The sequence below is a fragment of the Xenorhabdus aichiensis genome (assembly GCF_028598775.1).
Taxonomy (GTDB): domain Bacteria; phylum Pseudomonadota; class Gammaproteobacteria; order Enterobacterales; family Enterobacteriaceae; genus Xenorhabdus; species Xenorhabdus bovienii.
On the sequence record NZ_JAQRFO010000142.1, the window covers coordinates 1 to 585 of the forward strand.

At 49.2% G+C, this 585-nt stretch carries 1 pseudogene; it reads right to left on the bottom strand.

Going from position 1 to position 585, the window contains the following annotated elements:
- Window positions 1–139: 139 nt before the first annotated feature.
- Window positions 140–585 (bottom strand): annotated as a pseudogene (locus tag PSI22_RS21345) (SAM-dependent methyltransferase); the annotation flags it as partial.

Here is a 585-nt window from a genome sequence, read left to right on the forward strand (position 1 = left end):
GTGTACCCAAACACCTCCGTGTGATGGGCGATGGTTACGTGGTTATGACAGCAGCGACATTGGGTAGGAACGGGGAGCGGGTCATTGACTCTCTGAACTGCTCTGGGATTGGGGTTCCACGGTGTGTATTGCATGCATCCTCCTTCATGAATGCCACCCAGTGCGTATTTGCACGTTTTCCTGATGGGTGGCCAAACAATGGTGATTCAGATGTCAGCGCTAATATCTCGCTAGTTTTGATTTGGGTTTCGTTCCATTTGAAAATCAGCGTTCCTGATGGCCGCAGCACTCTAAACGCCTCTTTAAATCCCTGAGTTAAATCATCGCGCCATGTCGTTCTATCCAGTGCACCATACTTCTTCCGCTGCCAACCGTTTTCACCTGCTCGTTCCAGATGAGGCGGATCGAATACAACCAACTGAAATGTATTACTGGCAAATGGCAGGGCGCGAAAATCAGCGACAATATCCGGCTCAATATTCAATTCCCGTCCATCACAGAGAATATGACTCTCACGCCGGATGTCGCAGAAAATGACATTAGGATTGTTGCGGTCGAACCAAAACATTCGCGAGCCGCAACACA